A 26,448-nucleotide genomic window follows, 5' to 3' on the forward strand; every position below is an offset into this window, starting at 1 on the left:
CGCGCACTGACACAAGGTTGCGGAAGGAAAGTGCCTTGTTGAAAAAAACGCGCTAGCTGGCGAACCGTCGCTCGGCTATTCCTTGCACGCCTAGCCCGGTGATCGCAAAAAGCGCCCCGCGCTGCTGACCGTCGGCCGGGAAACGCGGCAACGGCGGCTTGGCCATGGAAGTCACGAACAGGGTGTCCAGGTTCGGCCCGCCAAAGGTCAGGCTGGTGACCTTTTTCACCGGCATCTGGATGATCCGGTCGACCTGGCCATCGGGTGTGTAGCGCACCAGTTGCCCGGCGTAGACCAGCGCCTGCCACAGGCAGCCTTCGGCATCCACGGTGCAGCCGTCGGCGGCGCCACCGCCACGGGTGTCGACCTTGGCGAAGGTGCGTCGATTGCTCACCGCGCCCGTCGCCAGGTCGTAGTCATAGGCCCAGATCTCGCCCGACCAGGTGTCGCAGAAGTAGAAGGTGTCGCCCGCCGGACTCCAGCACGGGCCGTTGGACACGATGATGCCTTCGTCCAGGGTGTGCAGGCTCAGGTCCGCGTCCAGCCGGTAGAGCTTGGCGCTGGCGCTGTCTTCGAGAGTGTCCATGGAGCCGAACACAAAGCGGCCCTGGCGGTCGACCTTGCCGTCGTTGAGGCGGTTGTTGGGCAGCGCGGGTTCCGGGTCGATCACCAGGGCCAGTTCGCCGCTGCTGAGGTCGAGGGTGTGCACGCCGTTTTGCAGGGCGACGATGGCATGCTCGCCACTGTGACGCAGGGCCATGGAGCCGATTTTCTGTCCCACGTCCCAGGCGCGCAGCTCGCGACCGTCATCGGTGCAGCGCAGGATCCGGCCGTCGGCGCTGTCGATCCAGTACAACCGTTGTTGCAGGACGTCCCACACCGGGCCTTCGCCCAGGGTGGTCTTGACGTCCACAAGCACTTCGATACGCATGGTGTTATCCCCTTTTTTGTTGTTGTGCGGGATGGGCATGGCCGCGCCGTGACGCGGCCGGTTTATCACTTAGAAGTTGACCTGGTCGCGCCCCTTCAGCCCGAGGATTTCCCGCGCTTCATCCGGCGTGGCAACCCGGTGGCCGAGGGCTTCGATCACCGTGCGAATGCGCCGTACCTGGTCGGCGTTGGACGCGGCCAGTTTGCCCGGGCCATCCCACAGCGAATCCTCCAGGCCGACCCGGGCGTTGCTGCCCATGGACAGGCCCATGGTGGCCAGCGGAATCTGCCCACGGCCGGCGCCGAGGATCGACCACACGTAGTCGTCGCCAAACAGTCGGTCGGCGGTGCGACGCATGTGCGCCAGGTCTTCCGGGTGGCCGCCGATGCCGCCGCGCAAACCGAATACCGACTGGATAAACAGCGGCGGCTTGAGCAGGCCGCGTTCCAGAAAATGGGCGGCGGTGTACAGGTGGCCGATGTCGTAGCACTCGATTTCGAAACGTGTGCGGTTCTCGGCGCAGGAATTGAGGATGTGGGTAATGTCGCGGAAGGTGTTGCGAAAGATCCGGTCGTCGCTTTCTTCCAGGTACGGACGCTCCCAGTCGTGCTTGAACTCGGTAAAGCGGTTGAGCATTTCGTACAGGCCGAAGTTCATCGAGCCCATGTTCAGCGAGGCCAGTTCCGGCTTGAACTGCATTACCGGTTGCAGGCGCTCTTCGACGCCCATGGTCGGTGCGCCACCGGTGGTGATGTTGATCACCACGTCGCTGGCGGCCTTGATCTGCGGCAGGAATTCGGCGAACAGCGCGGGGTCCTGGCTGGGACGGCCATCGATGGGATCACGGGCATGCAGGTGAACAATCGCGGCGCCGGCTTCGGCGGCACCGATGGCGGCGTCGGCAATTTCCTGCGCGGTGATCGGCAAATGCGGCGACATCGACGGCGTATGGATGGCACCGGTGACGGCGCAGGTGATGATGACAGGACGTTTTTTGGACATGACGATTCTCCGACTTTTATTCTTATGAAAAAAAATCCCGGGTGCTGCGTGTGTGTTCTTCCTTGGCGGACTGCTGGCGCGGCCTACAGGTACTCGACGTTACCGTCGACACTGATCGCTTGGCCGGTGACATTGCGGGCGGCGGGCGAACAGAGAAACAAGGCCATGGCCGCGACGTCTTCGGCGGTGACCATGCGCTTGAGAGAGATCTTGTTGAGGTATTCCTGGCGCATCTCGGCTTCCGGTACGCCGACCTGTTCGGCACGGGCGCGAATCACGCCGTCCATGCGCGGGCCTTCGACGATGCCGGGCAGCAAGGCGTTGACGCGGATGTCGCTTTCGCCCAGCTCCGAGGCCAGGGATTTCATCAGGCCGACGATGGCCCACTTGGTCGCGGCATACGGCGTGCGCCAGGCGTAGCCGAGACGCCCGGCAACCGAGGCGATATGCAGCAGATGGCCGTGGGACGATTCCTTGAGCATCGGCACTGCGTGGTGGGCAAAGCGGTATTGCGCCGTGAGGTTGATATTGATCGTGGCTTGCCACTCGGCGTCGCTGATGGCATCGATGCCACCGGTGGGCCCGGCAATCCCGGCGTTGTTGACCAATACATCCAGCCCGCCGAACTGCTCGCGCTGCACCTGGAACACCGCCTCGATCTGCGCGGCATCACTCACGTCGGCACGGGTGGCGACAGTGCCCGGGTACTTGTCGCGAAACGCCGCCAGGGCCGGTTCGCTGACATCACACACATGCACCTTGGCGCCGGCTTCCAGATAGGCCGCGGCCAACACTTCACCGATACCGGCAGCCCCGCCGGAAATCAACACACGTAACCCAGGATAGGGCTGCAGCCGTTGTAGGACACTCATGCACGTTTACCTCCTGAAACAGACGACCGCGAACGGTCGTTCTTGACGAGCAGGCGCGCCAGGGAATCGGCGGCCTGCATGATGTCATCGGTCACCGCAGCGCGGGCGCCGGCGCCATCGCGGGCGGCCAGGGCTTCGACGATGCGCGTATGCGCCTCCATCGAACGCTGCAAGTGAGCTTTATCGGGAGCGACCAGGGCAAAACACGGGCCCATGTGCAGCCAGAAGTTTTCCACGGCGGCCATGGTCAACTCGGCCTGGGCGACGGCATAGATCCGACGGTGAAAGGCGAAGTTGGTCCACAGGTAGCGGGAAACGTCGACTTCGTCGGCGGCCTGTTGCATCTGCTGGCAGAGGTCGGAGATTTCGTCGAGGTCGGCCTTTTCCAGGAGCAGCACGGCCTTTTCCGCGAGCAAACCTTCCAGGGCGACCCGCGCATCGCGAATCTCCCGCAGGCGTTCGACCGTCATCATGCGGACCCGCAAACGAGAGGTTTCGGTGACTTCAAAGGCGTTTTCGGCGCTCAGACGCTGGAGGGCTTCGCGCACCGGCATGGGGCTGGAGCCGAGGGCTTCGGCGAGGCCGCGGATGGTGAGTTTCTGGCCGGGCTGGAAACGACCACTCATCAAAGCTTCGCGGATCTGGCGATAGACCTGGTCTTGCAAGGTATCGCGGGACACCTGGCGCAAGGTGGGAAGGAGAAGCGGGCCATCTGTCATGAGTCAAAACCTGTGTTGTCGTTCTTATGGCTCCAATATGTGATCACAAATCAAATATGTCAAATAGTTTCCCGTTGACCGTGAGTGCGACGCTGACTTAAATGGCCTCTCTCTCAAGCAAGGACCGCTGAACCATGAAATTTGCCTACACCATCGTCTACGTCCCGGACGTGTCCGCATCCCTGCAATTCTTCGAAAAAGCCTTCGGCTTCAGTCGCCGTTTCCTGCATGAATCGGGGACGTATGGCGAGTTGGATACGGGCGCTACTATCCTCTCCTTCGCGGCGCATGAGTTGGTCGAGATGAATTTCGAGGGCGGGCACGTGGAGGCGCATGCTTCACAGCAACCGCTGGGGATGGAGCTGGGGTTTGTGACTGAGGATGTGCCAAAGGCCCACGCCAGAGCGCTGGCGGAGGGTGCGACAGAGCTCTCGACGCCGAGCACCAAGCCTTGGGGGCAGGTTGTTTCTTACGTGCGATGCCCGGATGGCACGCTGGTGGAGTTGTGTACGCCGATTCAGTGAATCGTAATGTGGCGAGGGAGCTTGCTGTGGCGAGGGAGCTTGCTCCCGCTGGAGTGCGTAGCGCTCCCGCTTTTTTTGGGGCCGCTGCGCAGCCCAGCGGGAGCAAGCTCCCTCGCCACAGCAAGCTCCATCCCCACAGCAAGCTCCCTCGCCACAGTGAAATGTAGGGCTCAAGGCCTGAGCGGGCGCTCCTGATCGCGCTCGGACAGCTCCGTGCCATCGTCCGGATGCTTCCAGGTCTGGGGTTTTTCTTCCTCGCGAAGCTTTCTGGCCCGCTCCCGCTCCAACTCCTCGCGCTGCTTCTGCTCGTTACTCATACCCACCTCCCATCCGTAAGATTTGGACACACTGGGCAAGCATAGATGAGGGAGCGGTTTTGTGTAGCTCAGCCAATTGATAACCAAGACGCATCAATGCATGTAAACAACTCACTTATCATTTCTAAATGTGTCAGCCACTATCCGCGGTCTTAAGCGAAACAAGCACTTTAAAAAGAACGCTGGAGACACAAAAAAATGCAAAACCCTTCACGGCCTGACTCTGCCCGCTCCAAAGTCGGCGCGGTCTTTCGCGTCACCTCCGGCAACTTTCTCGAACAGTTCGACTTCTTTCTGTTCGGCTTCTATGCCACCTATATCGCTGCCGCCTTCTTCCCCGCTGCCAATGAATTTGCGTCATTAATGATGACCTTCGCCGTGTTCGGCGCAGGCTTTTTGATGCGTCCGCTGGGGGCCATCATCCTCGGCGCGTACATCGATGATGTGGGCCGTCGCAAAGGCTTGATCGTGACCCTGGCGATCATGGCCAGCGGCACGCTGCTGATCGTGCTGGTGCCGGGCTATCACACCATCGGTTTGTGGGCACCGCTGCTGGTGCTGATGGGCCGTCTGTTGCAAGGCTTCTCGGCCGGCGCGGAACTGGGCGGCGTGTCGGTATACCTGGCCGAAATGGCCACCCCGGGCCGCAAGGGTTTCTACACCAGCTGGCAATCGGGCAGCCAGCAGATCTCCATCGTGGTCGCTGCCGCCCTGGGTTATGGCCTGAACCAGTGGATGGAACCGGCCGTAGTTGCCGATTGGGGCTGGCGCATTCCGTTCGCCATCGGCTGCGTGATCATCCCGTTCATCTTCGTGCTGCGTCGTAACCTGCAGGAAACCGAAGAGTTCGCCAACCGCAAGCACCGCCCAACCATGCGCGAAGTGTTGGCCACCCTGGTGACGAACTGGACCGTGGTGATCGGCGGCATGATGATGGTGGCGATGACCACCACCGCCTTCTACCTGATCACCGTCTACGCGCCGACCTTCGGCAAAACCGTGCTCAACCTGACCACCTCCGACGCCCTGCTGGTGACCTTGCTGGTGGCCGTGTCGAACTTCATCTGGCTGCCCATCGGCGGCACCCTGAGTGACCGTTTTGGCCGCAAGCCGGTACTGGTCGCGATGACCGTCCTGACTGTGCTGACTGCCTACCCGGCACTTTCCTACGTGGTCAATGCACCCAGCTTCGCGCACATGCTGGAAACCCTGCTGTGGTTCTCCTTCCTCTATGGCATGTACAACGGCGCGATGATCCCGGCCCTGACCGAAATCATGCCGGTGGAAGTGCGCGTGGCCGGTTTCTCCCTGGCCTACAGCCTGGCGACCGCGATCTTCGGCGGTTTTACCCCGGCGATTTCCACCTGGTTTATCCATGTGACTGAAGACAAGGCATCCCCGGCCTACTGGCTGATGTTTGCCGCGCTGTGCGCCTTGTGCTCGACCCTGGCGCTGTATCGCAGCGCCAAAGCCCGCACACAACTCGCCTGAGGATCATGCCGATGAAAATCCTGCTGAAAACCCTGGCGGCGCTGGCGCTCGGTTCACTGGCAATGGCCGCACACGCGGAACAGCTGAAGGTCATGACCTCCGGCGGTTTCACCGCGGCGTATAAATTGCTGGGCCCGCAATACACCACCCAGAGCGGCGACACCCTCGACACCATTCTCGGCCCGTCGATGGGCAAGGCGCCGGAAGCGATTCCCAACCGCCTGGCCCGTGGCGAACACGCCGACGTGGTGATCATGGTCGGCTACGCCCTGGATGAGTTGATCAAGCAAGGCAAGGTCGACAAGGCGTCCCGCGTTGAGCTGGCGGATTCACGCATCGGCCTGGTGGTCAAGGAAGGCGCGGCCAAGCCCTCGATTGCCACCGATGCCGAACTGAAGGCGGTACTGACCAAGGCCAAATCCGTGGCGTATTCCGACAGTGCCAGCGGCGTCTACGTCGAAAAGGAACTGTTCAAGAAACTCGGCATGCCGTCCAAGGGCACCATGATCGAACGCATCCCGGTGGCCTCTCAGGTGGCCAAGGGTGATTACGAAGTGGGCTTGCAGCAGGTCTCCGAACTGCTGCCGATCCCGGGCGTGACCTACGTCGGAAAGATCCCTGAAGACGTGCAGTCCGTCACCCGTTTTGCCGCAGGCATTCCGGTGAATGCCGAACACCCCGAGCAGGCGAAAAAGCTCCTGCAATTCCTCGCCTCGCCCCAGGCGCAACCGGTGGTGCAATCCACCGGCCTGGACTCGGTGTCACACTGACCGAAACGGCATCTCCCGCGTCAACCGCTCCAGTTCCAGTGCCGCCGGCGTCAACGTACGCCCGCGGCGCTTGATCAACCCAACGTTGCGCACCACCTCCGGCTCCACCAACGGCACACTCATCAGAATCGGGTGCTCGCCGGCCGGCATCGCAATCGACGGCACCATCGCCACCCCAAGCCCCGCCTCCACCAGCCCGATCATCGTAGTCACGTGGTGGGTTTCACAGATACTTTGCTTCTTCACCCGCACCCCGCGCAGAGCCTGGTCCAGCAAAAAGCGATTGCCCGAGGTCTTGTCCACGGTGATGTAGTCGTGTTCGTAGGCCTCGGCCCAGGTCACACTGGCCCGATCCGCCAATGGATGCTCCCGGCGACAGGCCAGCACATAGCGCTCCTGCAACAACAGCTCGAACTCCACCCCGTCTGCCAGGCTGCCGCTGAAACTCACGCCGAAATCCGCCTCGCCACTTTCCACCGCCGCACACACCTCGCCGGCACTCGCGTCCAACACCCGCAGGCGAATCTTCGGATAGAGCTTGTGGAATTCGGAGATCACGTGGGGCATGAAGTAGTACGCGGTGGACGGCACACAGGCGATGGTGACATTGCCCATGCGGGTTGACGCCACGTTACTGATGCCCATCAGGGCGATGTCCAGGTCGTCGAGCATGCGCTCGACTTGCGGCAGGAAAGCACGGCCGACCATGGTCAGGCTGACCCGGCGGGTGGTGCGTTCGAAAAGTTTGACGTCCAGGGCGGACTCGAGCTTTTCAATGCGCCGGCTGAGCGCGGGTTGTGAGATACGGATGGCTTCGGCCGCCGCACGGAAACTGCCCTTGTCTACCACGGCGCGGAAGGCTTGGAGGTCGTTGAGGTCGAAGTTGATGATCACGAGGGCAGCCATTGGTTGATCAGATGTGGCGGGCATTATCGTATGAGGGCTGGCGGGATGCTATTGGCACGGCCCATACGCTCGAGATCAGCCAATGGCCCTACAGAAAATATGCGCTCATACATATCAGCCGCAAATTTGCGTGGGAGAGAAACGGAGGTTCTGAAAAGCGTCAATACTGAAAACTCTCAAGTACCTCCTCACAGGCCTCAAATGGGAAAGACACAGACACCGATGGAAATCACCCAGGATCAGACGCAAGCTTGCTCGAACAACGAGCCGGACGGCAGTAAAGATAATCACGGCGGGTCGCGAGCTCCGCTCGACAGTGATGGCATTGTGAAAGAATGGGTTCGGGATCAAGTGATTCCTGCAGCTATAGCTCTTAAGGCAGATCCAGCTATGGCGATCCCTATCAGTCAAGTCCGCGAATACATGACCGCCAAACGCCAACAACGAGGCATAGGTAGTCGTTAGCCAGACTGTAGCTTTTTCACCCAAAACGATATGAGCCCCAAATCCGTTTACGAGGACGCAAGGCATGCTGCCTGCTTGCAGCGCGAAGACAGCGATTAACTTCGGCTCCACTCTTCTCCATTCACCAATACCTACGGGCAGCGCAATCAATGGATAAAACAATAAAAAGGACTTCAAGCCCAGCCTCTCTCTATCGCGTGCTTCGACCGGGGTTGTGGCTACTGGGCTTGCTCTGCTTTGCAGCTTTGGGCTTCTTCGCCTGGCAAAGCTTCTACCCGGTCAGCGCTGCCGATGACTGGAGTGTTCAAGTGATCCACCGCGATGTGGAAAAGGCTGCATCGCTGATGCCGATGCCCGACGGTTCACTGATGGTCAGCCAGGAATTAAGCGACGGGCTTGGCAGTATCGTGCGCATCTTGCCCGACGGAAAACGCGAACTGGTTGTAGGAAATCTGTCCAAGCCGGATGGGATGGTCGCCACTCAGGGCGGTTGGGTGTTCAGCCAGGAAGTGGACGGTGCGCCGGTCAGCTTCCTCAAGGATGGCGTCGTCACCGAGCTGTTCAAGGGAGAAAGCGTGCAAGGGCTGTGGGACGACGGCGAGTACCTCTACGCCATCGAAGACCGCAAGTTCGGGGCCCGGATCCTGCGCTATCACTGGAGCGACAAGACATTGAGCGTCGTGCGTGACCAGCTCAGCGAAGGCGAGTCGATCGTTCGCTGCACGGATGGGCGCATGCTCTACACGGAAAAGAAAAAGGGCGTGGTCCGCGAGTTGACTGAAGACGGCAGCGATCCGGTGGTGCTGAGCCAACTGAACAAACCCACCTTCCTGATGTGCGATGAACGCGGGTTATGGATCAACGAGGATTCAACACACCGCGCCCGCTTGTTGTTGATCGACAAGCAAGGGCGACAGCAGACGATTCTGTCTTTCCTGAAGGCCCCGCAGTCGATTGTGCGTACGACGAAGGGAACGTACCTGGTGGCCGAAGGTGGCCGTAACCGTGTGTTGGAATTGGTGCCGTCCCTGGCACAGGTAGACCCCGTTACAGCTGAAACCGCGCCACCGCCTCATTGAGCGACACGGCCAAACGCGCCAGCTCATGGCTCGATCCGTTGATCTGCCCCGCTCCGGAGGATGATTGCGCAGACAGGTCACGAATGTTGACGATGTTGCGGTCCACTTCCTTGGCCACCTGGGCCTGCTCCTCGGCGGCGCTGGCGATGACCAGGTTGCGCTGGTGAATCTGGTCGATGGAGTCGGTGATCTGGCTCAATGCGCCACCGGCCCCTTCGGCCAGGATCAAGGTTTCGCTGGCGCGCTGGGTGCTCGATTGCATTGAGGTCAATGCCTCGCTGGAACCCGTGCGCATGGCGCTGACCATCTGGTCGATCTCCAGGGTCGATTGCTGTGTGCGGTGGGCCAGCGCACGCACTTCGTCGGCCACCACCGCAAAACCACGCCCGGACTCACCGGCCCGCGCCGCCTCGATCGCGGCGTTCAGGGCCAGCAGGTTGGTCTGCTCGGCGATGGAGCGAATCACGTCCAGCACCTTGCCGATATCCCGCGACTGATCGGCGAGGTTCTGCACCAGGCTCGAGGTTTCACCAATGTTGGTACTCAGCGCCTGAATCGCGCTGACCGTTTCGCCGACGCGCTGCTGGCCGTCGCGGGCCGTTTCATTGGAGAGCCGGGTGGACTCGGAGGTGGAGACAGCATTGCGTGCCACCTCATCGGCGGCCGAAGTCATCTCGTTGACTGCGGTGGCGGCTTGCTCGATTTCAGCGGTCTGCTTCTGCAGGCTGCGGCTGCTCTGGTCGGTGATGCCGTTGAGGTCGGTGGCCGATGCCGCCATCTGGCCGGCCGACTGGCGAATCAGTTGCAGGGTACTGCGCAGGCTGCCTTGCATGGTCTGCAATGCCACAAGCAGGCGGGTCACTTCGTCGTCACCGGTGACTTCAACATTTTGGGTCAGGTCGCCTTGAGCGACGTTTTCTGCGGCCCGCACCGCATGGCTCAGCGGACCGACGATGCTGCGCGTCAGCAACCAGGCCAGGGCCACGGTGCTCAACGCCGCCAGCAGCACGAAGCCAAACACCATCGTGCGCGAGCAGCTGTACTGTGATTCGGCCGTCTGGCCTTGCAGGTTTATCTGGGCGTTGTAGTAGTCAGCCAGGGCATTGAGCTGATTGCCAGAACCGTCGACCACGGTCTTCATGTCCACCAGCAGCAACTTGTTCAACTCGGCGGTCTGCTGCTTGTCGGCAAGGACGAATGACTGGGCAAGACCTTGCTGATACTGACGCAGGGAAACCTGGAACTGATCGTAGAGATTGCGCACCTCGGGCGTGTCGATAACGGCATTCAGGTCGGCGAGTTTTTTCGTCAGGTCCTGGCTGCGGGTGTCCATCTGGCTGCGGTACTGCGAGATGCCGGCCGGATTGGGATCAAGGGCCATGCGCAAGGAAATGGTGCGGATGCGCAGCATGATTTCGCGAATATCCGACACCAGGCGCATTTTCGGCACCAGGCCGCTTTCAACCTGCACGGCGCTTTCGCGGATGCTCGCCATGTTCGAGAGCGCAAAGAACCCCAGCAGCGCCACGAGCAAGGCAATCAAGGCAAAACCGAGACCCGCGCGGCGGGCGATGGACAGATTGCGGAGCGACATGGCGATTCTTCTCATTATTGGTATACGACATCGTATGACAGAGTTTCGGCCAGGCGGGGCAGGACTTGAGGGAGATTCGTGGGAAGTTAGCGGATATAAATCAATGACGAAAAAGCCCGCTGGCTTTTAGCTACAGCGGGCTTTGCGGGGCGTCGGAGGCGGTCACAGATTGGCGGGGTTATCAGCCGCAAATTGACGGTCAAGTACCGAGTCCACCAACGCCTGAGCATTCTCGATCAACTGGGCCAGGCCCATGGTCAGGCGGTAGTGAATGCTGTCTTGGCCATCGGCGCAGCGGTAAGCCGTTTCCAAGGCTGAGGACAGGATTTCGGTGGCGTTGGCCAGTGCTTCTTCGGTGCCTACATCCGTACCTACGCTGAAAATCCTGCGAGGTGGGCGTTCGTCGGTTTGCGCGGGTTCAGGCGCAGGTTCGCGCAAGTAATGGTCGAGTGCCCGTTGTGCCGCGTCGGACATTTTGCCGTCGGTGAGTTTGTTGCGCGCACGGGCGCCAAAGGAATCAGGGGGATTGGGGGTGATCTTTTTCATGGTGTAGCTCCTGTATGTAATTGGAGCTGCCATTCCCCTGCTGTCAAACAGGATTGGGTGGCAGCTGTACGCGGGTTGACAGACCGGTATACAGGACCCGGCGCACCCGAAGATGCCCCACGTACAGCCGCCATAAAACGACGTCACAGCTTAGGCAGCCTGCAATCGTAACGGAAGTTGTACACCTGTAAATCGGTCTGTCAAAACCGACCGCCGTGCTGGCGGCGAAGGGAAGACTAACGTCCTGCCTCAAGCAAAGCAAATCTGGAAAGATTTCTAAAAGTCACAACTAACGGTAAGTTACTTAATCAGTACAGCAATTTTATTCCGATAAATCAATGTATTATCCGACTCTCTCACCTCACATTCCATCGTATGAATACCTCTATAAGAGGTACCTTCTATTAGTTCACAGCTAAAAAAAGGACCACTACCCGAGCGTCTAATACACTCAGTAACAGGCACTTCCACAAGCTCATCCAATGGGACATCTGGGCCGTGATTTTTCTTCGTAAACTTAACTGACAGAGGAAACTTCAATCGACTTATTGAGTTCGCCTCAACGATAAAACGCAAAGACATATTTTTATCTAAGAACCTAGAAGCAGAAACATAATTCGTCATATTTTCCGTGCACGTACCGGCATCACAACGGTAAGAAATCAGCGGATTATCAATTGAGCGCCCTCCTTTCAGCCGAGACTTAACATCCACATCTATCGGCAAGTAATCAATACACTTCTGATAATTAAGTATTCTCATACCGTAATTCAAATCGGTACCATCAGGCTTTTTATAATTTGGCGTCACAAATTCCTGAGCCATATCAACGCCATTTTTTTGCACAATTTTTATTTTTGAAAACTCCTCGGGCCAGTTGATAAAATTCATTATTCCCTGCCCAAGCATAATTTCATTCTTACTCGCAAGCCCCTGCAACTTTGCTGCAAGATCTACTGGCAAGCCTGTCGGTGACACCTCCCCCAAATAACCATAACCATAATTACCCCACAGAACCTCTAAATCGTCCCCAAAATTGCACCCAACACGGAAACCAAAATTTTCAGCATCAAACCCCTTATGCTTCTCCAGCCAAGGTTTTATGGAATACTCAAGAACAACCTTGAACATTATAGAACAATTTATTGCGTCTATTGCGGCCTGCTCTTTACCAACAAGGCTAGATCCAAAAAACGCCATTAACGCATCGCCCATAAGTCGATGAACGTAGCCATCAAAAGATCTAACTATATCAATACAAGCTTTAAGGACTGCGTTTTTAAAATTATATATGAACTCCAAATCATACAAGAGAGAAAGACGTGTAGAACCCTTAATATCAATAAATACCGTACAGACGTATTGATTGATAGTTTCCCCTGTAATAGGCATATTTTTAAAATCTGGATGCGCCGCTATTGCCCCCTCATTAACTCCCAGCTTATCAAACCACTTTCTAATTGCCCCCTGAATAACATATTCACCTTGAGGACCAATTTCTAGCGACTCTGCAATATCCCTATTAGTCGCTTCAGCTAAAATAGCATCATGAGACTCAAGCCCCATAGATGATTTCAAATGAGCTTCGCCCTTTAACTTCTCTCGTTTTTTTAGAGTCGAATTAAAAATCGCATCGAACCCGCGTTCCGTCAGTATATTAGATTCCACTCACTCAACTCCATTAAGAAAGCGACTTTATCAGTCCACATAGTGAGGACGTCGCAAGCGCGAAGGGCACTACCTGCCTCACAGTAGTATTCATAACGTCTTTCTGATGATTAAATTTCTCGCTCACTATTTTAGCTAGGGCATTTGCCTGAAAAGAAAGATCCTCGATAAACTTATCACAACTCATCTCTTTAAAAGCATGTGCATATTCGACATGACTGCGCCCGCCAACGTCACCAAAAAAAACATTAGACGGGTCAACACCAACCGGACTACTTGTATTAGGGAAAATTATACTATTTACACCTTTAATCGCGACTCCACTAAAAAACAAAAAGGCAAAATAACAAATTAACGATAGAACCTTAAAAATCCCTACGAAAGGAAATCCGACCTCAAACTTTAAAACCTCAGAATAACCAAGCAATGCTGCCATCGCGACATTGACAGTAATTATAGAAGCCAACACATAATTAGCCTTGTTGTTAGCAAGCTCTATATAATGATCATACCTACCAATAATTCTGAAAAGACCATCAATCTTATCCATCTCACCCCCTTACCCACTAATCAACTAACACTCTACGGACTGCTTCAATTCCAACACCAACAGCCTCCCTCTCACATCTATAAACGTTATAACACTCAAAACAGCTCCATCAGATCAAAAAAACTAGTGCTAATCGCTGAAGGCAAAGCATAAATATCTTCTTCAAAGATCATCTGTAAAAATCACGCCAAGCGATGGCATAAAGATATCACAGCCGCCACGCTCTATCTGCCGGTAATATCTCGCTAAGCAGATACCCCCCAAAAAACGCCTGCGCATTACTGTCCAGCGTCTCCAGGTGATACCCGCCCTCCTGCACGATCACACACGGCAGCCCCAACCCACGAATACACTGACCCAACCGCGCAAACCCTTCCCGCGTCACCGCCACCTTGCTCTGTGGGTCCAGCTCATAGATATCGAACCCCAGCGACAACACCAGCACATCCGCCGAGAAGTCCTTCACCGCCTTCAACGCCAGCTCCAGCTTTTCAAAAAATAGCGCCTCACTGGCGCCATGGGCCATCGGCAAATTGAGGTTGAAGCCCTCCCCCGCCGCCGCGCCGCGCTCCTCGGCAAAGCCTGCAACGCCGGGATAGAAGTTGGTCGGGTCGCCATGAATCGACACGTAAAGCACATCGTCACGGTCGTAGAAAATCTCCTGGATGCCTTGCCCGTGGTGCATGTCGGTATCGAGCACGGCAACGCGTTCGAAGCCATCGCGCAACGCCTGCGCCGCAACCGCCGCATTGTTGATGTAGCAAAACCCACCGGCGGCATCAAAGCGGGCGTGGTGACCCGGTGGACGGCACAACGCATAAGCGGCGGGCGCACCGTCGAGAATGTCCTGGGCGGCGGCCACGGCGCTTTGGGCGGACCAGTACGCCGAGCGCCAGGTGAGTTCGCCAATCGGGCAACTGCCGTCGGCGAGGTAGCGCGCCGCCTGGGCAAGGATGCCGCGCAGGGCGTTGGGCTCGCGCACGAAGATGTTGGACATGACTTCGTCGCCCCAGTCTTCGGGGATATCTTTCCAGCGCGGGTAGGCTTCCTGAAGGAAGGTCAGGTAGGCCGCGCCGTGTACGGCCAGCAATGGATCAAGGCCGTGGTCGCGGGGTTGCTGGATGTCGAAGCCCAGGGTTTGCGCGGCCAGCAGCAGGTTGCGGGCACGCTCGGGGACTTCCTGCGGGGTGCGCATCTGGCCGCGTGAGTAGTAACTGCGGGGATGGTGCAGGAGTTGTTCGGGATGGAAAAAGGTACGCATGGGATTTCTCCTGATGGGCACACATCTGCGGTTGAACACCGGACCTGTAGGAGCTGGCTTGCCTGCGATTGCGGTGGCTCAGATACACACTTGTTGCCTGAACCACCGCTATCGCAGGCAAGCCAGCTCCTACATTTTGATCGTGTTCAACCTTGCAGAAATGTTTCGTTAATTAGCCTGGCCGGCGCGTTTCAGCACGGCATTGAGCAATACATCGGTGCCCTGGCGAACATCCTCGGGCAGCACATCTTCGGCTTCGTTATGACTCAAGCCGCCCACGCACGGGATGAACACCATCGCCGTGGGGCAGAACCGCGCCAGATGGATGGCGTCGTGGCCGGCGCCACTGACGATGGATTGCTGGGCATAACCCAACGCATCCACCGCCGACTGCACACACGCCACACACTCGGCATCAAACGGCGTCGCCGGGCTGACCCAGTGCGGGCTGACGGTGACGCTCAGGCCACGCCGGGCGGCGATGTCCTGCAGGCGCGCGCGCACGTGTTGTTCCATGGCTTCAATGTCGGCGTCGTGGTGGTGGCGCAGGTCGACGGTGAAATTCAGCAGGCCGGGAATGGTGTTGCGCGACGACTTGGCGATGCTCAATTCACCCACCGTGGTCAGGCCCTGCGGCGCAGAGTCGGCCGCCAGGTTTTCCAGCGCCTGGATCATCTGCGCGGCACCGTACAGGGCGTCCTTGCGCAGGGGCATCGGCGTGGTGCCAGCATGGGCGGCCATGCCTTCCACGCGCACGTCGAGCCAGCGAATCGCCTGGCCACCGGTGACCACGCCGATGCTCTTGGCGTTGTCTTCCAGGATAGGACCTTGCTCGATGTGCGCTTCAAAATATGCATCCACTGCGCCGCCCAATGGGCGCTCGCCGTTGTAGCCCGTGCTGCGCAACGCATCCGCGACGCTGACACCGTCGACATCCTGGGTGGCCAACGCCTTGTCCAATGCCAGGGTCCCGGTGAACACCGCTGAGCCGAGCATGGCCGGGGTAAAACGGGCGCCCTCCTCGTTGGTCCACACCGCAATTTCCAGTGGCTTGCGGGTTTTGATGCCGTGGTCGTCAAGGCTGCGGATTACCTCCAATCCGGCCAGCACACCATAGACACCATCAAAGCGCCCACCTTCGGGCTGGGTGTCGAGGTGGCTGCCCATCATCACCGGCGCAGCCTCGTGGTCGGTACCCGCCCGGCGGGCGAACAGGTTGCCAATGGCATCCACACTCAAGGTCAGCCCGGCGTCTTCACACCAGCGGCTGAACAGCGCGCGGCCGGCCTGGTCTTCGGCGCTCAACGCCAGCCGGCAACTGCCGCCGCGCGCCGTGGCGCCGATTTCGGCCATGGCCATCAGGCTGGCCCACAGGCGCTCACCCTTAATCTTCAACATACAAACGCTCCAATAAAACTCATCAAGCCATTTCAAGACGGTGGGCTGTGGCGTGGCGGCGGGACAACGCGAGTACACACACCAGCGACACCGCCGCAATCGCGCTGTAGAACACAGCCATCGGCCACCACTGGCCCTGGTATTCATGGGCCAGCCAGGTGCCGATCAACGGCGTGAGGCCACCGGCCAGCGCCCCACACACTTGGTAGGCCAGGGAGATGGCGGTGTAGCGCACGCGGGTTTCGAACAAGCCGCTGACGAAGCCGGCGATCACCGCATAAAACGAGGCCATGCACACCACGGCCAGGGCGATGCCGAGGATGATCAACGGTGCCTGGCCGCTGCTGACCAGCACGAACATCGGATACGGCGAAGCCATTGCCAGCAGCGTCATGGCACACAGAAAGCGCGTCGCGCCGACCTTCTCCGCCACCCAGGCCGCCAGCGGCTGCACGCAGAACTGGATGATGGCCACGACAAACAGGCATTCCAGAATCAACGAGCGCGGCAGGTTAAGTTGCTGGGTGGTGTAGGCAATCATGAAGGTGTTGGTGAAATACACCCCGGCAATCCCCAGGGTGTTGGCGCCGATGCACAGCAGCAGCGGGCGCCAGGCCGTTTTCAGCACTTCAATCACCGGGGCCTGGTCCTGGGTGATGGCCCGGGCTTTTTCCGCCTTGGCTTTGTCTTCCAGGAACTCGGGGGATTCGTTGACGCCCAGGCGGATCGCCAAGCCGACGATCAACAGCAACGCACTGGCCAGGAACGGCACGCGCCAGCCCCAACTGAGCAGGTCGGCTTCCGGCAGACGGGTCACTGCGCTGAAGGCCAGCAGCGACAGAATCAAACCCGCCGGGCTGCCCAACTGGGCAAAAGAAGCAAAGAAATTGCGACGACCCTTGGGCGCATGTTCGCCGGCCATCAGCACCGCCCCGCCCCACTCGCCGCCTACGGCAATGCCTTGCACCACGCGCAGCAGTACCAGCAACACCGGCGCCGCGACACCGATCTGCGCGTAGGTCGGCAACAGCCCGATGCACACCGTCACCACGCCCATCATCACCAGGGTGATCACCAGGGATTTCTTGCGACCGATACGATCGCCGATATGCCCAAACACGATGCCGCCCAACGGCCGGGCGAAGAAGCCCACGGCAAAGGTGCCGAACGCGGCCATGGTGCTGAACAGTTTGTCGTCGGAAGGGAAAAACAGCTGACCGAACACCAGCGCGGCGGCGGTGGCGTAGATGTAAAAGTCGTACCACTCGATCATGGTGCCGATAAAGGCGGCGGCCGCGGCACGGCGAGGCTGCGGCGAAGCGGAAGGCTTCATGGGGTTGGCTCCTTTGGTTATTTTTTTGGCAGGAGAAAGGTCTGGCGCATGCGCTCTGATGGCGCTGAGTGAGGGTGATTTTTCGTCTCGGCGCTATGATTAGTCAATTTTCTATTTATTATTCCAATTATAAATCCTGTTTATTATCGAGCTGTCGCCATGTCTGAAAACCGCCGCGATTTTCACCCGCTGCTCAATGACCGCCTGGACTGGAACCTGCTGCGCACCTTCCGGGTGATCGGCCAGGAATTGAGCATCAGCCGCGCCGCCGCGCGCCTGCACCTGACCCAACCGGCCATCAGCCAGGCACTCAAGCGCCTGGAAGAACAGCTCGACTGCCAGCTGATTGCCCGGCGCGGCCCGCGCTTTGTGCTGACCGAAGCCGGCGAGCAGATCTTCGCGATTGCCGGCGAGATGTACGGCCAGGTCTCGCAGATGAGCAACGCCCTGCAAAAGCCTGGCGACGAGGTGATCGGCAAGGTGCGCTTGCTGATGATCAGCCGGATCAGTTCCGACACCTTTGATGACTTCCTGGCCGACTTCCATCGCCAGCATCCCAGGGTCGATCTGGACGTTGAGGTGATGCGCAGCTCCGACATCGTCGCCGCCCTGCTGGAAAAAACCGCGACCTTGGGCCTGAGCCTCAATCGCCGGCCGCAACCGCGCCTGGAGCAGCACCTGTTTCTACGCCAGCGTTATGCGTTCTTTTGCGGGCGGCATCACCCGTTGTTTGGTCGCACCGGTTTGGCGGAGGGGGATTTGCAGTCGGAAAATTTCGTGAGTTTCACCAGCGACCAGATCGGCGGGATGCTCTCGCCGTTGACGATATTTCGCGACCAGCAGGGCTTCAGCGGGCGCATCGTGGCGTCGTCCTCCAGCCTGGAAGAGGTACGCCGGTTGGTGATTGCCGGGTTTGGCCTGGGCTGCCTGCCGATTCATGTGGTGGCCGAGGATGTGAAGAATGGATTGCTGTGGCGCCTGCCGCCGGACGAAGGCATTACCGACGTGGATATCCACCTGCTGTGGAACCGCGAGCAGAAGATGAGCCGGGCGGAAACGGTGTTTATCGAAAGCCTGTCGGCGCGACTGGCCGCGGAATAAATGGCGTAAGTTGCAAGTCACTTGGCGCCCTCTTGCTAGTGTATGAAAAGGGCCCGTCCACCATCATTCGTTCACAGGTTGCTCCCGCTGTCTCAAAACGAAGAGGTGTTCGAATGTCCAGAATATGGTTTATCACCGGCAGTTCCCGCGGCCTCGGTCGCTCGATTACCGTAGCCGCCCTGCGCGCCGGTGATCGCGTAGTCGCCACCGCCCGTAACCCCAAGCAGTTGGATGACCTGGTGGCCGAATACGGTGAGGCGGTTTATCCCGTCGCGCTGGATGTCACCAACAACCAGCAGGTGCTGGAAGCGGTGGATGCCGCGGTGAAACGTTTTGGCCGCCTGGATGTAGTGGTCAATAACGCTGGCTACGGTGATCTGGCTTCGGTGGAAGACGTGACGCTGGAGGATTTTTCGGCGCAGATCGACACCAACTTCTATGGTGTGGTGCACGTCAGCAAGGCGGTGGTGCCGGTGTTGCGGGCCCAGGGCAGTGGTCATATCTTCCAGGTGTCGTCGCTGGGTGGCCGCATCGGCATGGCCGGCCTGGCCGCGTATCAGAGTGCGAAATGGGCAGTCGGTGGATTTTCCACAGTGCTGGCACAGGAAGTCACGCCACTGGGCATCCAGGTGACCGTTCTGGAGCCGGGCGGCATGCGAACGGACTGGTCGGGCAGTTCCATGACGATTCCGGCCATCAGTGAGCCCTACCAGCAAACGGTCGGCGCCCTGGTTGAATTGCTCAATTCCCCCGGCATCCTGCCGACGGGTCCGGACCGGGTTGCCGAAATCGTGCTGGAGCTGGCACTGAACAAAGACGCCCCGCTACGCTTGCTGATCGGCACCGATGCCGTGCAATACGCCGCCCGGGCAGCGGCAGACTTGGCCGAGTCGGATAAAAAGTGGCACGACCTCAGTGTGTCAGCCTCGGATTAATCTCACGGTTTGGAAAAAGGTGCTGCATGTCTGACGCGACCCAACCCCGTTTCAACATACCGGATGTGTTCTGGCAGGCGCTGAAGAACGTCGGCCTGGAGCCATCGGTGGTGTTGCGTCAGGCACGCTTGCCCATGACCTTGCACCTGCGCGAGCGGCGAGACCGGCGGCAGGTGACAACGCTGGAATACTTTCGCTTGTGGGAGGCGGTTCGTACGCTTAATCCCGATCCGGCTGTCGGCATCTTGCTGGTGACGCAGCTGGAGATCGCCGCGCTTCCGCCCTCCAGCTTTGCCGCCTTTGTCGCCCGGGATTATCGCGATGGCCTGCACCGCCTCGCCCGCTTCAAGCAACTGTGCACGCCCGAGCGCCTGCTGGTTGCTGAAGATGGCCGCACCTGCACGGTGACCATCGACTGGTTGCACACGCCCGAGTTGCCGCCTTCACGCTTGATAGACGCGGCGTTTGCCACATTTGTCGAGTTGGGCCGGCGGGGTTCCCGCGCACAGGTTATTCCTCTGAAAGTCGAACTGGCTCGCCCGGATGACGGCAGCCGCGCACTGGCCGAGTTTTTTGGCTGCCCCGTGAAGTTTGGTGCCGGGCGCAATGCGTTGGTGCTGGATGCCGCGGATCTGGATCGATCCTTTCCGGGATACAACCCACAGATGCTGGACATGCTGAACCCCAGCCTGGTAGCGGCGCTGGCCGAGGCGTCGGCCCCCGTCAGCATCAGCCATCAGGTGAAGATCACCCTCAAGCGGATCCTGGCGAGTGGTCGGCCCGAGATGGTGGAGGTCGCGCGGGAACTGGGCATGAGCGAACGCACGTTGCAACGGCGCATTACCGAGGCCGGCACCAGTTTCAGGCAACTGATGCTGGAGACGCGCCAGGAAGTGGTGCGCCACTTGCTGACCGAACCGACGATCGAAATAGACGAGATCGCCTGCCTGGTCGGTTATGAAGACACCAATTCGTTTTATCGGGCGTTTCGCGCCTGGGAAGGCACGACGCCGGCGCGTTGGCGGGCGTTGTTGGAGAAAACTTGAAGTTTGCGAAAAGGTAGCGAAGCCATTACCGCCAGCTAAATGAAGATTTGCCCGACGGCGTTATCAGCCTCGTCCTTCCGCCAAGCTCTTGAGCGGCTATCAAGCCAATCGATATAGTCCCTTTCCTCGGCCCATCAAGCCTGCGGTTTGCTCGGCTATCACTATTCACATAAGCTGAACGCTATGAACACACTTCCTTCGGAGGCTCCGATGGCCACCACCAAAAAGACCGAGAAGCCGCGCAAAAAGGCCGTCAGCGGAGAGCTGAGCTTCCTTGATGTACGGCAAGCCGCGCGTGATGGACAAAAAGCTTTCGACACCTTTGTGATCAGCGGCAAGCTTCCAATCTCCAAGTAGGATTGAATGCCCGCTGTCAAAATCTCCCCCCTGTTTCAAAAAGTCAGTAACTGGGAAAATTTCGCCGCGCACTTTTTCAACTACAAAGTGTGCGGTGAGCTGCCGCTTATTTTTGGCAGGGATGAACGCCTTGATCTCAGCGATCTATATCACATTCATCTGGCCGGCACCTCTCAGACTCAGGTTCAATGGGCAAAAATCAAACGCCAGTATTACCGTACTACCCTCCTGAATGACCCGGATAATGACTTCTGGCTAATTTACGCTCACGACTCCTACTGTGATGCCTATCTGTTACTGACCGTGATCGGACCTGATGCCCACAGTCGTACCGAGTGGGGCTCATTTCTGCGCACGGTTCATAGCGATATGGTTGCGCCCTGGATACTCGGGAGAGTCATCTATCCCGATATTGATGATTGAGTGTCGTATTTTTAAGTGGACAAAGCCTTCTCGGCACTACGCGCCATGATCTGCAAATCCTCAAACGGGTTTCTGCCAATCAACATGAAGGCATGGGTTGGACTGGACCAAAACACCACGTTCAGGCCGCGGCGCTGCTCGGTGGCCATGGCCACAGCGCCTTTTTTTGCGGCCGTGATGCACAGCGCCAGCGGGCCGTGGCGCGGGTCGAGGTAGGTCAACTGGCCGATCAGTACGCCGTCATAATCGAGGATTTGTGCGCGCCTGAACTCAGCGCCAGGCAGGCTTATCGCCGCCGGGCTCAGCGGCAGGCCGAGTTGGCGCCCTACCGAGCCCAGTTGGGCGATATGCGACTCAGGGTCAGTTCTGAGGTTTTCCAGGGTCTGGGGCGTATACAGCGCCATATATTCTGCGACCGAAGCACGCCAGCCCGAACCGGGCTCAGGCCGGGGCAACGTCATGAACAGCCGATCAGCGACCACGCCGGCCACCGCGAAGCTGGCGGCTACCGCGAGAAACCTGCGTCGACTCAGCGCCGGGGCCGGGGCCGGTGGCAAGGCATCAAGCATCGCCTGCAAACGCGCGGTGGGGGCTTGATCGAGCACCGAATCGAACGCGGCTTTGAACGGCAGGTGACCGCGCTTGAGCTGCTCGACGCGGGCCGTCACGGCGGGGTCAATTCCCAACAGATTATCGATAAGCTGGCGCTGGCTGGGGTCCAGCTCGCCATCGAGATAAGCCACCAGCAGTTCATCCGACGGTGGGGTATTTTGAGTCATCGTCGTTCTCCGCTCGATTTATCCAGCAAGCCACTTGAATGCGCCGTTTCAGCCAGCTTCAAGCGCGCAGCAGCCAGTCGGCTCATCACCGTTCCCACCGGGATGTGCAGGACCTCGGCAATTTCCTTGTATGAAAGCCCTTCGACATAGGCCAGGAAAACCGTCTCCCGCTGGGCTTCGGGCAGCGCATTGACGCGCTTGATCACCTGCGCGGCCAACACGTGGTCCTGGGCCAGGGTTTCGCCGTCGAATGACAATGCCTGCTCGGCATCGACAAACCCCTGCCCTTGCCGCACGCGCTGCGAGCGCAGTTCGTTAAGCCATATCGAATGCATGATCGTCAGCAACCAGCGGTCCAGCCGCGTGCCGGCCACGAACTGGCCTGCACGCTCCAGCGCCCGCACGCAGGTGGCCTGCACCAGGTCATCCGCCACATGCTTTTGTCGCGACAGCACCCAGCCGTATCGCCATAAACGCGGCAACAGTTGGCTTAACTCACGGCGTAACTCGGCGTCTGTGGTGATGGCGGTCTCCCGTTTAAGCCTGAGGCGCAGCGGCTATGGCTTCGGCCAGGTCTTCGTACTCTTCACAGGTGGTGCCGCACAGGGTTTTGATTTTCACCAACTGCTCTTGGGCCAGGTCTACACGGCCCTTGATGACGTAAGCCTCACCCAGGTACTCACGGACTTGTGCATAGCCAGGGTCCAGTGCCACGGATTTGAGGTAGTAGCTGATGCCTTCATCGGTGCGACCCAGCTTGCGGGTGGCGTAGCCGCGGTAGTTCAGGGCCTTGGCGGTGTTCGGATCTTGCAGCGTGTCGAGCAGTGACAGGGCTTCGTCGTAGCGCCCGTCCTTGGCCAGGCGATAGGCGTAATCAGTGCGGTCGGCGTCCGACGTGGCTTTGCTGGTTTGCAGCACGCACTTGCCGGTCTTGGTATCCCAGACCTGCCCTTTGGGGCAGTTGGGCTTGGGCGGCGCCGACTCATCACCGGAAGCATGGGCCTGGCCGGCCAGTAGCGCGGCGGCCATACAGGCACCGAAGAATAGAGCGGTGCGGTAACCAACGGCGTGTTCGTGACGACTCTTCATGGCGTTAATGCTCCGTAACGATAGGGAAAGTACAGCAGCAAACTCAGTGTTGAAGATCGCCCCGAGGGCCGGGCAGCATGCGGCGCAGCGTGCTGTCGCGCCGGATGTAGTGATGCCACAGCGCAGCGCAGGCATGTAGCCCGGCGAGTACGATGATCGCCCAGGCGACATTGTTGTGCAGGCCACCCAAGGTGCCACGCAACTCGTGATCGATCACAAACGGCGCGGGCACCGGGAACAGTCCGAAGAAGTTGAAGGGTTCACCTTGGGCCCAGCGGAACAGGAAGCCCAGGATTACCTGCGTGACTAGTAACAGGTATAGACAGCCGTGGGCGATTTTGGCGGTCACGTTCAGCGCCGGGTGGCTGTCGCTCTTTGGGTGATTGCCACCGAACAGGCGCCAGAGGATACGTGCAGCAATCAGTACCGCCATGGCGATGCCCAGGGAGATATGGACTGATTGCAGGCCTTTGCGCAGTGGCGTGCCTTTTTCCAGGTTTTCCCAGATGTGTGCGCTGGCGAACATGAAGATCACCAGGGCGGCGGTCAGCCAGTGGAAGGTGCGGGTCAGGCGGTCGTAGCGGTCGGTTGGGGTGTTCATGGGCGTTTCCTGGGTGGTCTGTGTGGTGAACACCGCAACAAGGAAACTTATTCAGAGGGAGGGGAGAATTTTACAGATCAGACCTGTTTACTTTCCAAACCTGCATCCTTGATCAAAATATGCGAACTGAATGCCAGAAAATCACCAAGGTGTTTCGTGATGATCGCAACGGTAATCGGCAATTGAAGCGTCTGGTACTCGTGAACAGCAATGTTACGGAACCCGACCATGTTTTTCAGGTTGGTCAGCAACGCAGGATTGACCCAACCGCCCTGACATAACAACTCAAACACATCACGGGCTCCTTGTGGAACGCCCAAGCGCTCACGACGAATCAGGTGCTGGCCCATGTCCAGCGCGGCTTCACACGCTCGCTGAATATTCAGGATCGCCGCATCCTGGCGCGTGAAATCGGTAGCGAAGCTGGTGGGATCTTTATCGTATTCCTGACGGGCGCGAGCAACGCAACGTTCAATGCTGGCTGCTTTATTGATGAGAACATCATCGACCATACACATTCCCTTCCTTCTGGATATCCGCCAACAACTCGGCTCTTGCCGTGTCCAACGCGGTTTTTTCGCTCAGGACGTAGCTCTCGAAGAGACCTGCCTGGATACTCCCGGACCATAGCCGACGTCCGGTGGTCAATACCTGGTATTGCATCACTGTTGAGGCTGCGCGCAAATCAAGCAAGTCGACTGGAACGCCAACTATATCGGCTAATTCCCCGGAAAGCCGCCATAGCGATAAAGGCTCGACCACTCCCGCAGAAAGAACGGCAACATCCAGGTCGCTCTCACTGCCAGCCTCACCAGTCACTTGGCTACCGAACACATACACAGCCAGTAGACCTGGGACTTCAACCTGTAGGTGCGCCAGTACTTTTTCAAAATTCATGACTGATGTCCGAATCGCCAATTAACGAAGACCGTAGCAGAATTCATTATGTAATTTCTGACTGAAAGCAAAAAACCCCTGACAACATTGAAGTTATCAGGGGTTTTTCGTTTTTCAATAATGGCGGAGAGATAGGGATTCGAACCCTAGGTACCGGTGAAGGTACAACGGATTTCGAATCCGTCCCATTCGGCCACTCTGGCATCTCTCCAACGGCGCGCATCATAACAGCCTGTTTCGTGGAAGCAAAGCGCCTGAGCGATTTTTTTCCGTGCTATCAGATGCTTGCGTCGATTACAGCGGTACGCCGAGACGGTTGGCGACTTCTTCGTAGGCTTCGATAACGTCACCGAGGCCCTGGCGGAAGCGGTCTTTGTCCATCTTCTTGCGGGTGTCTTTGTCCCACAGGCGGCAGCCGTCCGGGCTGAACTCGTCGCCCAGGACGATGGAGCCGTCGTGGAACACACCGAATTCGAGTTTGAAGTCCACCAGCAGCAGGCCGGCGTCATCGAACAGTTTGCTCAGGACGTCGTTGACCTTCAGCGACAGTTCTTTCATGCGAGCCAGTTGCTCAGCGGTGCCCCAACCGAATGCCACTACGTGGGATTCGTTGATGAACGGGTCGCCCTTGGCGTCGTCCTTCAGGAACAGTTCGAAGGTGTAAGGATTGAGCTTGAGGCCCTCTTCCACGCCCAAACGCTTCACCAGGCTGCCGGCGGCATAGTTACGCACGACGCACTCGACCGGGATCATGTCGAGTTTTTTCACCAGGCATTCGTTGTCGCCCAGCAGTTTGTCGAATTGGGTCGGAATGCCGGCCGCTTCGAGTTTCTGCATGATGAAGGCGTTGAACTTGTTGTTCACCATGCCTTTGCGGTCGAGCTGTTCGATGCGCTTGCCGTCGAACGCCGAGGTGTCGTTGCGAAACAGCAGGATCAGGCGGTTGGCGTCGTCGGTCTTGTAAACCGATTTGGCTTTGCCGCGGTAGAGTTCTTCACGTTTTTCCATGATGGGCTCCGCATTACGTTAGGTGGGCTAGGCGATGTGTCGCCAGTCGAGCCCTGAATCTTGATCGGCCAGTTGCAGCCAGTCCGGGTCGCACCCAAGGGTGTCGACAAAACATTGCCGGGCAAGCGTCGGCAGGTTGTTCTTGCTGCTCAGGTGGGCCAGCACCAGATGTTGCAGGTCTTGCCAGCCCAACTCATACACCAGGTACGCCGCCTGGTGGTTGTTCAAATGTCCAAACTGCCCGCCGACCCGCTGCTTGAGAAAAGCCGGGTAGTGACCACGGGCAAGCAGGTCACGGCAGTGGTTGGACTCGATCATCAATGCATCGAGGTCGCGATAACCGTCCAGCACCTTGGCGCAGTAGGAACCCAGGTCGGTGAGCAGGCCGAAACGTCGCTCACCGTCACTGAATACGTATTGCGTCGGTTCCTGGGCATCGTGGGCCACTTCAATCACATCAATGCTCAAGGCACCGATCTGCAATTGCTCGCCACCGGCCAGCAAACCTGCGGGTTCAATCGGTTTGCGCATCCCGCGCAAGGTACCGCGACTCAGGTACACCGGAAGATTGTAGCGCCGAGACAGCAAACCCACGCCATGCACGTGGTCGGCATGTTCGTGGGTCACCAGAATCGCGCTCAACTGCGTGGGGTGAACCCCCAGGCGCAGCAGGCGCCGCTCGGTTTCCCGCAGGGAGAAACCACAATCCACCAGGACGTACGTGTCGTCATGGGCTACAAGCGTGCCGTTCCCTTGGCTACCGCTGCCGAGAACGGCAAAACGCAT

The 26,448-nt window shown here is 58.6% G+C and carries 31 protein-coding genes, 1 tRNA gene and 1 pseudogene; 10 read left to right on the forward strand and 23 right to left on the reverse strand.

Annotation, left to right across the window (positions count from 1 at the left end; translation table 11 throughout):
* Nucleotides 1-52: 52 nt before the first annotated feature.
* The 4 genes from M2400_RS24410 to M2400_RS24425 form a co-directional block, all read right to left on the reverse strand.
* Nucleotides 53-931 carry an SMP-30/gluconolactonase/LRE family protein gene (locus M2400_RS24410; RefSeq protein ID WP_259198659.1) on the reverse strand — a complete coding sequence of 293 codons (879 nt, stop codon included), beginning with the start codon at nucleotides 929-931 and terminating at the stop codon, nucleotides 53-55.
* 69 nt (nucleotides 932-1,000) lie between these two features.
* Entirely contained in the window at nucleotides 1,001-1,933 is a 933-nt protein-coding gene (locus M2400_RS24415) for a 3-keto-5-aminohexanoate cleavage protein (RefSeq protein WP_259198660.1), read from the reverse strand.
* An 83-nt stretch (nucleotides 1,934-2,016) separates the two neighbouring features.
* The gene (locus M2400_RS24420; RefSeq protein ID WP_010176559.1) at nucleotides 2,017-2,805 is read right to left on the reverse strand and encodes an SDR family oxidoreductase; all 789 of its coding nucleotides are present in this window, start codon (nucleotides 2,803-2,805) and stop codon (nucleotides 2,017-2,019) included.
* Nucleotides 2,802-3,524: a GntR family transcriptional regulator gene (locus tag M2400_RS24425; protein WP_003211913.1), complete on the reverse strand. Its 723-nt coding sequence runs from the start codon at nucleotides 3,522-3,524 to the stop codon at nucleotides 2,802-2,804. Before M2400_RS24425 ends, M2400_RS24420 begins: the two co-directional genes overlap by 4 nt.
* Nucleotides 3,525-3,658: 134 nt before the next feature.
* Between M2400_RS24425 and M2400_RS24430 the strand changes: the two genes are divergently transcribed.
* The gene (locus M2400_RS24430; protein WP_259198665.1) at nucleotides 3,659-4,048 is read left to right on the forward strand and encodes a VOC family protein; all 390 of its coding nucleotides are present in this window, start codon (nucleotides 3,659-3,661) and stop codon (nucleotides 4,046-4,048) included.
* Nucleotides 4,049-4,218: 170 nt separating this feature from the next.
* Here the strand turns inward: M2400_RS24430 and M2400_RS24435 are convergent, their stop codons facing one another.
* On the reverse strand, nucleotides 4,219-4,365 hold the full coding sequence (locus M2400_RS24435; RefSeq protein ID WP_177045002.1) for a hypothetical protein: 147 nt from the start codon (nucleotides 4,363-4,365) through the stop codon (nucleotides 4,219-4,221).
* 198 nt (nucleotides 4,366-4,563) lie between these two features.
* Between M2400_RS24435 and M2400_RS24440 the strand changes: the two genes are divergently transcribed.
* Together M2400_RS24440 and M2400_RS24445 are read left to right on the forward strand one after the other, a co-directional pair.
* Nucleotides 4,564-5,856: an MFS transporter gene (locus tag M2400_RS24440; RefSeq protein ID WP_177079530.1), complete on the forward strand. Its 1,293-nt coding sequence runs from the start codon at nucleotides 4,564-4,566 to the stop codon at nucleotides 5,854-5,856.
* Nucleotides 5,857-5,867: 11 nt separating this feature from the next.
* Nucleotides 5,868-6,626 (forward strand): substrate-binding domain-containing protein, encoded by a 759-nt coding sequence (locus tag M2400_RS24445; RefSeq protein ID WP_177079531.1) that lies wholly within the window; start codon nucleotides 5,868-5,870, stop codon nucleotides 6,624-6,626.
* Here the strand turns inward: M2400_RS24445 and M2400_RS24450 are convergent.
* Nucleotides 6,618-7,520 carry a LysR family transcriptional regulator gene (locus M2400_RS24450; protein WP_029616148.1) on the reverse strand — a complete coding sequence of 301 codons (903 nt, stop codon included), beginning with the start codon at nucleotides 7,518-7,520 and terminating at the stop codon, nucleotides 6,618-6,620. The genes M2400_RS24445 and M2400_RS24450 overlap by 9 nt on opposite strands.
* 234 nt (nucleotides 7,521-7,754) lie before the next feature.
* Between M2400_RS24450 and M2400_RS24455 the strand changes: the two genes are divergently transcribed.
* Both M2400_RS24455 and M2400_RS24460 read left to right on the forward strand, forming a co-directional pair.
* Nucleotides 7,755-7,997: a hypothetical protein gene (locus M2400_RS24455; RefSeq protein ID WP_259198668.1), complete on the forward strand. Its 243-nt coding sequence runs from the start codon at nucleotides 7,755-7,757 to the stop codon at nucleotides 7,995-7,997.
* 227 nt (nucleotides 7,998-8,224) lie between these two features.
* On the forward strand, nucleotides 8,225-9,076 hold the full coding sequence (locus M2400_RS24460) for a hypothetical protein (RefSeq protein WP_259198672.1): 852 nt from the start codon (nucleotides 8,225-8,227) through the stop codon (nucleotides 9,074-9,076).
* Here M2400_RS24460 and M2400_RS33650 read toward each other — a convergent pair.
* From M2400_RS33650 to M2400_RS24495, 8 genes and pseudogenes are all read right to left on the reverse strand, one after another.
* Nucleotides 9,045-9,908, reverse strand: a complete 864-nt coding sequence (locus M2400_RS33650) for a methyl-accepting chemotaxis protein (protein WP_371317291.1) — start codon at nucleotides 9,906-9,908, stop codon at nucleotides 9,045-9,047. The two genes, M2400_RS24460 and M2400_RS33650, sit on opposite strands and share 32 nt — an antisense overlap.
* Nucleotides 9,903-10,685, reverse strand: a pseudogene (locus M2400_RS33655) (MCP four helix bundle domain-containing protein); the annotation flags it as partial. The gene M2400_RS33650 and the pseudogene M2400_RS33655, both read right to left, overlap by 6 nt.
* A 147-nt stretch (nucleotides 10,686-10,832) precedes the next feature.
* Nucleotides 10,833-11,216 carry a DUF6124 family protein gene (locus tag M2400_RS24470; protein WP_256348455.1) on the reverse strand — a complete coding sequence of 128 codons (384 nt, stop codon included), beginning with the start codon at nucleotides 11,214-11,216 and terminating at the stop codon, nucleotides 10,833-10,835.
* Nucleotides 11,217-11,516: 300 nt separating this feature from the next.
* Complete coding sequence (locus M2400_RS24475; RefSeq protein WP_259198676.1) at nucleotides 11,517-12,884, reverse strand: adenylate/guanylate cyclase domain-containing protein; 1,368 nt, start codon at nucleotides 12,882-12,884, stop codon at nucleotides 11,517-11,519.
* 13 nt (nucleotides 12,885-12,897) lie between these two features.
* Entirely contained in the window at nucleotides 12,898-13,434 is a 537-nt protein-coding gene (locus M2400_RS24480; RefSeq protein ID WP_259198678.1) for a hypothetical protein, read from the reverse strand.
* A gap of 208 nt (nucleotides 13,435-13,642) precedes the next feature.
* Nucleotides 13,643-14,695, reverse strand: a complete 1,053-nt coding sequence (locus M2400_RS24485) for a histone deacetylase family protein (RefSeq protein WP_259198679.1) — start codon at nucleotides 14,693-14,695, stop codon at nucleotides 13,643-13,645.
* 168 nt (nucleotides 14,696-14,863) lie between these two features.
* Nucleotides 14,864-16,093, reverse strand: coding sequence for a Zn-dependent hydrolase (locus tag M2400_RS24490; protein ID WP_259198680.1), 1,230 nt, complete (start codon nucleotides 16,091-16,093; stop codon nucleotides 14,864-14,866).
* Nucleotides 16,094-16,115: 22 nt separating this feature from the next.
* Complete coding sequence (locus M2400_RS24495) at nucleotides 16,116-17,426, reverse strand: MFS transporter (protein ID WP_177045016.1); 1,311 nt, start codon at nucleotides 17,424-17,426, stop codon at nucleotides 16,116-16,118.
* 159 nt (nucleotides 17,427-17,585) lie between these two features.
* Between M2400_RS24495 and M2400_RS24500 the strand changes: the two genes are divergently transcribed.
* The 5 genes from M2400_RS24500 to M2400_RS24520 all read left to right on the forward strand — a co-directional run bounded on the left by M2400_RS24500 (nucleotide 17,586) and on the right by M2400_RS24520 (nucleotide 21,288).
* Nucleotides 17,586-18,527: a LysR family transcriptional regulator gene (locus tag M2400_RS24500; RefSeq protein WP_259198682.1), complete on the forward strand. Its 942-nt coding sequence runs from the start codon at nucleotides 17,586-17,588 to the stop codon at nucleotides 18,525-18,527.
* A gap of 113 nt (nucleotides 18,528-18,640) precedes the next feature.
* Nucleotides 18,641-19,462, forward strand: coding sequence for an SDR family NAD(P)-dependent oxidoreductase (locus M2400_RS24505; protein ID WP_259198683.1), 822 nt, complete (start codon nucleotides 18,641-18,643; stop codon nucleotides 19,460-19,462).
* 26 nt (nucleotides 19,463-19,488) lie between these two features.
* Nucleotides 19,489-20,508, forward strand: coding sequence for an AraC family transcriptional regulator (locus tag M2400_RS24510; protein WP_259198685.1), 1,020 nt, complete (start codon nucleotides 19,489-19,491; stop codon nucleotides 20,506-20,508).
* A 210-nt stretch (nucleotides 20,509-20,718) separates the two neighbouring features.
* Nucleotides 20,719-20,865, forward strand: coding sequence for a hypothetical protein (locus M2400_RS24515; RefSeq protein ID WP_177045026.1), 147 nt, complete (start codon nucleotides 20,719-20,721; stop codon nucleotides 20,863-20,865).
* Nucleotides 20,866-20,871: 6 nt separating this feature from the next.
* A complete protein-coding gene (locus M2400_RS24520) occupies nucleotides 20,872-21,288 on the forward strand; it encodes a type II toxin-antitoxin system YafO family toxin (RefSeq protein ID WP_177045028.1) in 417 nt (138 codons plus the stop codon).
* An 11-nt stretch (nucleotides 21,289-21,299) separates the two neighbouring features.
* Here the strand turns inward: M2400_RS24520 and M2400_RS24525 are convergent, their stop codons facing one another.
* The 9 genes from M2400_RS24525 to M2400_RS24565 form a co-directional block, all read right to left on the reverse strand.
* Nucleotides 21,300-22,067: an anti-sigma factor gene (locus M2400_RS24525; protein WP_259198691.1), complete on the reverse strand. Its 768-nt coding sequence runs from the start codon at nucleotides 22,065-22,067 to the stop codon at nucleotides 21,300-21,302.
* A complete protein-coding gene (locus tag M2400_RS24530) occupies nucleotides 22,064-22,549 on the reverse strand; it encodes an RNA polymerase sigma factor (RefSeq protein WP_177045032.1) in 486 nt (161 codons plus the stop codon). The genes M2400_RS24525 and M2400_RS24530 overlap by 4 nt, the downstream gene beginning before the upstream one ends.
* Before the next feature lie 55 nt (nucleotides 22,550-22,604).
* A complete protein-coding gene (locus tag M2400_RS24535; protein ID WP_256348142.1) occupies nucleotides 22,605-23,156 on the reverse strand; it encodes a tetratricopeptide repeat protein in 552 nt (183 codons plus the stop codon).
* Nucleotides 23,157-23,199: 43 nt separating this feature from the next.
* Entirely contained in the window at nucleotides 23,200-23,757 is a 558-nt protein-coding gene (locus tag M2400_RS24540) for a cytochrome b (RefSeq protein ID WP_259198695.1), read from the reverse strand.
* 77 nt (nucleotides 23,758-23,834) lie between these two features.
* On the reverse strand, nucleotides 23,835-24,269 hold the full coding sequence (locus M2400_RS24545; protein WP_177045036.1) for a type VII toxin-antitoxin system HepT family RNase toxin: 435 nt from the start codon (nucleotides 24,267-24,269) through the stop codon (nucleotides 23,835-23,837).
* Nucleotides 24,259-24,654, reverse strand: coding sequence for a type VII toxin-antitoxin system MntA family adenylyltransferase antitoxin (locus M2400_RS24550; protein WP_177045038.1), 396 nt, complete (start codon nucleotides 24,652-24,654; stop codon nucleotides 24,259-24,261). Before M2400_RS24550 ends, M2400_RS24545 begins: the two co-directional genes overlap by 11 nt.
* 121 nt (nucleotides 24,655-24,775) lie before the next feature.
* Nucleotides 24,776-24,865: transfer RNA gene (locus tag M2400_RS24555), tRNA-Ser, on the reverse strand.
* An 83-nt stretch (nucleotides 24,866-24,948) separates the two neighbouring features.
* Nucleotides 24,949-25,662 (reverse strand): phosphoribosylaminoimidazolesuccinocarboxamide synthase, encoded by a 714-nt coding sequence (gene purC / locus M2400_RS24560; protein WP_003211975.1) that lies wholly within the window; start codon nucleotides 25,660-25,662, stop codon nucleotides 24,949-24,951.
* 27 nt (nucleotides 25,663-25,689) lie between these two features.
* Entirely contained in the window at nucleotides 25,690-26,448 is a 759-nt protein-coding gene (locus M2400_RS24565; RefSeq protein WP_177045040.1) for an MBL fold metallo-hydrolase, read from the reverse strand.

The sequence above is a fragment of the Pseudomonas sp. BIGb0558 genome, from assembly GCF_024807515.1.
Lineage (GTDB): Bacteria > Pseudomonadota > Gammaproteobacteria > Pseudomonadales > Pseudomonadaceae > Aquipseudomonas > Aquipseudomonas yamanorum_A.